The following is a 6,429-nucleotide window of genomic DNA, read 5'->3' as shown; positions in this document are numbered from 1 at the left end:
TCTAAAACTTATTGATTAAGGCGACCCTATCCTTACGGTAACTTCAAGACCTAAGAGGACGGGGTATTCTTTTCCCTCTCAAACTCTCCCACTCTGATAATTACCGGGATATTGTTGGGCATAATCTTCGAGTTTCTTGACTAAGGTATCAAATTCTTCGTTTGTCATGGGTTAATCTCCTATTGACTAAGTCTGTTTGACCCAGTGTCTAGTTATAGTTAGCCCAAGTTGGTAGTCTTCTTGATCAAGAAAACGCCTTTTTGAGAATTAAATTTATTTGACAATTTAATTATTTCCCCAATTTCCCCGCAAAGATCAGGTAACGCTTAACCCAACGCTCTAGAATAACAGTGAACACTAGGGGTAAGCCAGAACAGTAACGTGCAGCTAAAGCAAGTCATTATTATTCACAAAGCTGGAGACTCCCAAGGAAAACGTTGCGCAGAAAAATGCGCTCGGGAGTTGGAAACACGCCAGTGCAAGGTTCTGATCGGACCAAGTGGCGCGAAAGATAATCCCTACCCAGTCTTTTTAGCTTCTGCCACCGAAGCCATTGATTTGGCAGTGGTTCTCGGGGGGGATGGGACAGTATTGGCAGCCGCAAGACATCTGGCTCCGGAAGGAATACCAATTTTGGCAGTAAATGTTGGAGGTCATCTGGGATTTCTGACCGAACCTATCGAAGAATTTAAAGACACTGAGCAAGTATGGAACCGACTATTAGAAGACCGCTATGCAGTTCAGCGGCGGATGATGTTAGAGGGGGCTGTGTTTGAGGGAAACCGCACTGACCTGACACCAGTTAGCGGACGCTTTTTCGCACTCAATGAAATGTGTATTAAACCTGCCTCTGCCGATCGGATGATTACCTCAATTCTGGAAATGGAAATTGATGGAGAAGTAGTGGATCAATACCAAGGGGATGGACTAATTGTTGGGACTCCCACTGGTTCCACTGGCTATACTGTTTCCGCTAATGGTCCAATTTTGCACGACTCGATTGAAGCGATCGCAGTAGCACCGATTTGTCCGATGAGCCTTTCCAGTCGTCCTTTCGTGCTCCCCTCTGGCTCTGTTGTCAGTATCTGGCCCTTGGGGGATTATGAACTAAACACTAAACTCTGGATGGATGGTGTGCTCGCAACCTCTATTTGGCCTGGACAACGGGTGGACGTGCGTAGAGCAGATTGTCAGGCCAAGTTCATTATCCTACGGGAACAGTATTCCTATTACCAGACCTTAAGGACTAAGCTTCAGTGGGCTGGTACTAGAGTCACCTACAGTAACAACCACCGCAATTGAGTCAATTGCTTAGTTAATGGGGAGAGTGGGAAGTGTGGGGAGTGGGGGGAGTTTGAGGAGTTTGGGGACAAAATTTCAAAAATAAATCATAACGGAGGGTTAACGGTGGGATTTCTGAGTATTCTACCAATCAGCAATGCCCACTAGACATCTCCAAAAATTAACCTCAAACCCTTGCACTGCCTGGGTCAAAACCGAGTTTCTGGAGATGTCTACTTGCTATAATTGTGTCTAGTCAATTATGTTCATTACCATTAACTGTTTTGATATTCAGATAAAAATGACTAATTTTGAAGCAATTCCAGAAACTAAAATTCCTAAGACAATAGAGCAAATCTCGTCTTCATCAATTTCAAGACCTTCAGTTTTAATCAATATCGGTTCTTATTTATTCCTGGCTGGTGGGGTTGGGGTTGGAATGGCCTCTATTTTTATCTCACACCGTCAAATATTGCTAATCGTTAGCGCTGCTTGTGTTGCGGTTTTTCTATTTCTGTTTCTATTTAATCAACAATTGTGGCAAGACTATAAAGAAGCTAATCATCAGTCGCAACTGACCAAAAAGTCTAAACTATGTAGTGGGCTCTGGTGCGGTAATAATTCCATAGAGAATAACCCGATAACTCTAGCGATAGAAAAAGCATTAACCTATAGCCAGGAGTTAATTGACGATTATAAAAAGACCCGCAGAACCTCCCGAAATGCTTACTATGTTGCCCAAATGTTAACCATTATTTTATCGGGAATAACACCAATTTTAGTCTTGCTAGACAAATTAGAAACTGGTTCTGCATTACTAAAGTGGCTCCCAGTAATATTTCCAGCTGTTGCTTCTATTGTTGCTAGTGTGTCTACTTCCTTTCCGTTTCAAGAAAATTGGATTGCTGCCAACACTACTGTAGAATTGTTAGAGGCGGAACAGGAAAAATTTGTCTTGGGAGTTACTCCAGCTTATCGCTTTTCTGATTCACCCGATGGCGCGCGACGTCAACAACAATCACAAAAGGCCATAGAACATTATATTGTTCAGGTGAATAAGATTCATCTCAAGCAAGTGCAATCCTCTGATGGCAATCAGTCAGCGGAGAAGAATGAAGAATGAAGAATTAAGAATGTAGAATGAAGAATGTAGAATTAAGAATTAAGAATTAAGAATGTAGAATGTAGAATGAAGAATTAAGAATGGTGAAGGCAGAATAGTGAATGGTGAATTTAGAATGCAGAATCCAGAATGGTGAAGCTAGAAGCCAGAAGCCAGAAGCCAGAAGCCAGAAGCCAGAAGCCAGAATGGTGAATTCTAAATTCCCAATTCTAAATTCTAAATTCTCTTCAATTCTAAATTCCCAATTCTAAATTCTCTTCAATTCCCAATTCTAAATTCTAAATTCTAAATTCTAAATTCTCTTCAATTCTAAATTCTAAATTCTAAATTCTAAAATATCGGTACTGATGGGTCAGCTACAGACAGTCGCACCCGCTTCCCTACGGGTAACTGAGTGCTAAGGTTGGTGCGAGCGTGGAGTTTTGTGCCGGAAGCGGTTTGTAAACAGTAGCGGTATTCACGACCTAGGAAGTGTCGGTCTTGAATCACTACGGTGGAGTCATCATCAGCCTTGAGAAGTACATTTTCTTCCCTAAGCATCAGCTCCCCTTGCTCCAGCTGATCCAGTTTTGTATTAAGTATGGCATCATTGACTCTGATGGCAAAGGAGCCTACTTCTGTTTCCCATAGGTCTCCTCTGCGTTGGGCTGGTAAAAAGTTGGCTTGGGTGACGAATTCTGCTACAAAGCGAGAGCTGGGATTGGTATAGATTTCTTCTGGTGTCCCCAATTGCTCTAATCGACCAGAACGCATTACTCCCACTTGGTCGGATATCGACAAGGCTTCTTCTTGGTCATGGGTGACAAAAATAGCAGAGGTGCCGGTTTCTTTGAGAATAGCTCGCACTTCCTGACGCAACCGCAGACGCACTTGGACATCCAGATTGCTGAGGGGTTCATCCAATAGAATTAATTTAGGTTGCGGGGCTAAGGCACGGGCTAGGGCTACTCGCTGCTGCTGACCACCAGAGAGTTCGTGGGGATAACGTTTGCCCATGCCAGCTAATCCGACTAATGCGATCGCATCTTCCGTATTACCCTTGACACAGACACCACTCTTCTGTTTCCGATTCTGCTTAAGCCCAAACGCCACATTCTCTGCTACGGTCAGGTGAGGAAATAGAGCATAGTCTTGAAATACCATACCAGTATTGCGCTGTTCTGGTGGTAACCAATACCCTGGCCCAGTCACTTTCCGTCCTGCCAATACCACTAGTCCCGCTTGGGGTCGCTCAAACCCAGCTACAATCCGCAGTAAAGTCGTTTTGCCACAGCCAGATGGCCCCACTAATCCCAGTAAATCCCCTTCATGGAGGGTAAACGACACATTCCCCACTGCTGGCTCAGTGGTTTGATCAAAGTGTTTAGTAATCCCTTCTAAATGTAGAATTGCTGGTTTTGTCATGAATTGATAGTGAAAGTTATTTTGTTGAAGGTTGAATGTTGGCAGGTTGAATGTTGGCAGGTTGAATGTTGGCAGGTTGAGTAGACCTGACAGGATCAGTAGTTTAATCTGAGTTATGGAAAGCTGACGGCTGACCGCTGAGGGCTGAATGCTTACCTACTAGTTACAGTCTCTCCTTGCGCCTTTTGCTAGGAAGCTGCCAGCAATCATCGAGCCAGGATATTAACTCCTGGCGCGGAAGGGTTAGCTGTCTGAGGATACTCCAAATTTGAATCAAAGCCGTGACATTATCGATTTCAGCTCTCAAGGGCTGGTCAGTCTTACAGTGACAGGGAATCTCTAGCTCTTGCAAGCGCCGATAGACTTGCCATCGGTCTCCCCACTTGATCTCTATCACTTGACTGGCCTCTGATTCAGATATAGATGGATCCATAATCAATAATGAAATAGTTTTTTAGTGACATCCTCCTACACCAAATCAACGATTATGGTGTAGGCTTCCCAACCTCACGATTGGGCATTCCTAGTTTTTCTCTTACGAGATTTTGCCTCTGACCTAGATCGGGTCTCCCCAACCCCCGGCAGACCGACTGCATAGGCGTTTTCTATTCCGCAGAGTCCCTGCGTACTGACTTGTTCTAAACCACGCCACCTGATTACTTGGGCAGCTGCATGGTCTCTATCCGTTCTATATCCACAACCATTACATTGATGTACCCGCTCCGAAAGCCCCTTTTTGCCGGTATGAGTTCCACACTTGGGACAGGTTTGGGAGGTGCCATTAGGATCGACACGCCCACAGTAGACCTGGTGCTTAGATGCTACCCACTCCAAGATGTTGAGAAACTGACCAAAGGCGGCGTCGAGGGTATGCTTCCTAAGCATCCCTCTACTCATTGCCAAAACATTCAAATCTTCAACGAAAACCATCCCCACTCCTTCAGTGGAACAAAGATGATTCGCCAGCTTGTAGTGGTAGTCTTTGCGGGTGTTAGCAATGTGGTTGTGGAACCTGGCCAGCTTTAGTCTCACTCGTTCTCGATTTTTAGAACCCTTGTTAGTTCTGGCGTACTTGCGTTGCAGCAATTTCAGCTGGCGGTGCAAACTAACCAGAAATCGGGGTCTACAGATCAACTCAGACTCAGATGTTGCCAGAAAGCAGCTAAGCCCGAGATCAATGCCGATGGCCTTACCATGAGGCTTAACTTCCGGTATCGAGATATCAGAAGAAATAGCAATAACTGCTTCCCATCTATCAGCCTTTCTCAACACCCTTACCTGTTTAACCACAAACCCATCAGGGATAGGTCGATGCAGGTTGATCGGCACTTTCCCCAGCTTGGGAAGTTTGATTTGCCAACCCGTAATTGGGTTGGATTTGAACTGAGGAAAAAGTAGGGACTTGAGTTGCCCATACTTCTTGAAACGAGGAAAGCCAAAGCCTCTTGTTTTAAAAAAGTCCCAAGCATTATGCAACCGACGAAGAGTAGTTTGAAGTACTTGCGAAGGGGCTTGTTTCAGGCGGGGAAATACTTCCTTAGCTTTAGGGAGGGCGTTTTGCTGATCATAATAATTAGGAAAAGGAATATCAGCTGGAATGATGTATTCCGACTGCAAAGAGCAACAATTAACACGACATTTGCGCGAATTTATCCAGTCTTTGATTTCTCCCAATCCTTGGTTGTAAAGCAGGCGAGAAACCTCCAACCATTCGAGCAATTGTTGCTCTTGAATGGCGGATGGATAGATTCGGTAACAGTAGTTCATTGTTAGACTCATACCACTTTTAGGGGTATTGAAACCCAGAAAACTACCCTGGGAGGTTCATGTATCCCCCAGACCCCCCGCTAGTTAAAAGCTGGAAGCAAGCTGCCTTGGTTAAGGGAAGATTTGAGCAGCCAGGGATTAGTTATTGCTAATGCTCATAGACTAGTTTAGTCTATTTAGGTTTCAAATGCAAAGCTTTCTCAACTAATTTACAAAAAAAATATTATTAGGACTTACGAAGTTTACTGGGTTTTGCCCCCCTGCCCCCCAATTTTGGGGGGTAATGATGTCAAAGTCCCCCAGAATTGGGGGATTTAGGGGGCAATTGCCTAAGTCTTGATTATTTCAACAGTTGCCAGTGGGAGAATAGCACTGGAACACCGGGAGATGGCGTGATCAGGAGATGGAAATATCTAGGGCAAGGGGTGTAAGCACTTATAGATAATTTTGTCAACTATAATTGCAACTACAATCCAGCAATAGATGTAGGGTGGGCAGTGCAGCAGACCAATCAGATCAGCTCCCCATCCCATCCCAAAGCACTGCCCACCAACTGCCTGGAAATAGAAACTGGCAAGATGCCAGTTCTACCAAGATGCCCATTCCACTGGGTGAGCATAGCAGTAGAGCGGGCATCCTGCCCGCCCCAACATATATTGAAACTGGCAAGATGCCAGTTCCACTACAATCGAGCAATAGATGTAGGGTGGGCAGTGCAGCAGACCAATCAGATCAGCTCCCCATCCCATCCCAAAGCACTGCCCACCAACTGCCCGCCCACTATAATGAATGACAAGGGTGCCAGATAATTCAACCTTCATAATTCATACAAGATCCTTAAGATGATCAATTGA

General features: G+C 44.7%; 6 protein-coding genes. 3 read left to right on the top strand and 3 right to left on the bottom strand.

Annotated features, from left to right (window positions below):
* Positions 1 to 381 precede the first annotated feature (381 nt).
* Together F6K20_RS19860 and F6K20_RS19855 are read left to right on the top strand one after the other, a co-directional pair.
* Positions 382 to 1,302: an NAD(+) kinase gene (locus tag F6K20_RS19860; RefSeq protein WP_008185964.1), complete on the top strand. Its 921-nt coding sequence runs from the start codon at positions 382 to 384 to the stop codon at positions 1,300 to 1,302.
* A 280-nt stretch (positions 1,303 to 1,582) separates the two neighbouring features.
* Entirely contained in the window at positions 1,583 to 2,404 is an 822-nt protein-coding gene (locus tag F6K20_RS19855) for a DUF4231 domain-containing protein (protein ID WP_044493695.1), read from the top strand.
* A 330-nt stretch (positions 2,405 to 2,734) separates the two neighbouring features.
* Here F6K20_RS19855 and F6K20_RS19850 read toward each other — a convergent pair whose 3' ends face one another.
* The 3 genes from F6K20_RS19850 to F6K20_RS19840 all read right to left on the bottom strand — a co-directional run bounded on the left by F6K20_RS19850 (position 2,735) and on the right by F6K20_RS19840 (position 5,575).
* On the bottom strand, positions 2,735 to 3,808 hold the full coding sequence (locus F6K20_RS19850; protein WP_008185960.1) for an ABC transporter ATP-binding protein: 1,074 nt from the start codon (positions 3,806 to 3,808) through the stop codon (positions 2,735 to 2,737).
* 163 nt (positions 3,809 to 3,971) lie between these two features.
* Positions 3,972 to 4,241 carry an Asr1405/Asl0597 family protein gene (locus F6K20_RS19845; RefSeq protein ID WP_008185958.1) on the bottom strand — a complete coding sequence of 90 codons (270 nt, stop codon included), beginning with the start codon at positions 4,239 to 4,241 and terminating at the stop codon, positions 3,972 to 3,974.
* A gap of 74 nt (positions 4,242 to 4,315) precedes the next feature.
* Positions 4,316 to 5,575, bottom strand: a complete 1,260-nt coding sequence (locus tag F6K20_RS19840; protein WP_008185956.1) for an RNA-guided endonuclease InsQ/TnpB family protein — start codon at positions 5,573 to 5,575, stop codon at positions 4,316 to 4,318.
* A 497-nt stretch (positions 5,576 to 6,072) separates the two neighbouring features.
* Between F6K20_RS19840 and F6K20_RS19835 the strand changes: the two genes are divergently transcribed.
* Positions 6,073 to 6,384 (top strand): hypothetical protein, encoded by a 312-nt coding sequence (locus F6K20_RS19835; protein WP_131827085.1) that lies wholly within the window; start codon positions 6,073 to 6,075, stop codon positions 6,382 to 6,384.
* Positions 6,385 to 6,429: the final 45 nt, after the last annotated feature.

The sequence above is a fragment of the Moorena sp. SIO2C4 genome (genome assembly GCF_010672485.1).
GTDB lineage: Bacteria > Cyanobacteriota > Cyanobacteriia > Cyanobacteriales > Coleofasciculaceae > Moorena > Moorena producens.
The sequence above is the reverse complement of the archived record's forward strand: the minus strand, read 5'-3'. Positions and strand labels throughout refer to the sequence as shown.

Bases quoted from the DNA above. Each gene is read 5' to 3' on its own strand.
- F6K20_RS19855 (WP_044493695.1), top strand. From the start codon at position 1,583: ATGACTAATTTTGAAGCAATTCCAGAAACTAAAATTCCTAAGACAATA.
- F6K20_RS19850 (WP_008185960.1), bottom strand. From the start codon at position 3,808: ATGACAAAACCAGCAATTCTACATTTAGAAGGGATTACTAAACACTTT.
- F6K20_RS19840 (WP_008185956.1), bottom strand. From the start codon at position 5,575: ATGAACTACTGTTACCGAATCTATCCATCCGCCATTCAAGAGCAACAA.
- F6K20_RS19845 (WP_008185958.1), bottom strand. From the start codon at position 4,241: ATGGATCCATCTATATCTGAATCAGAGGCCAGTCAAGTGATAGAGATC.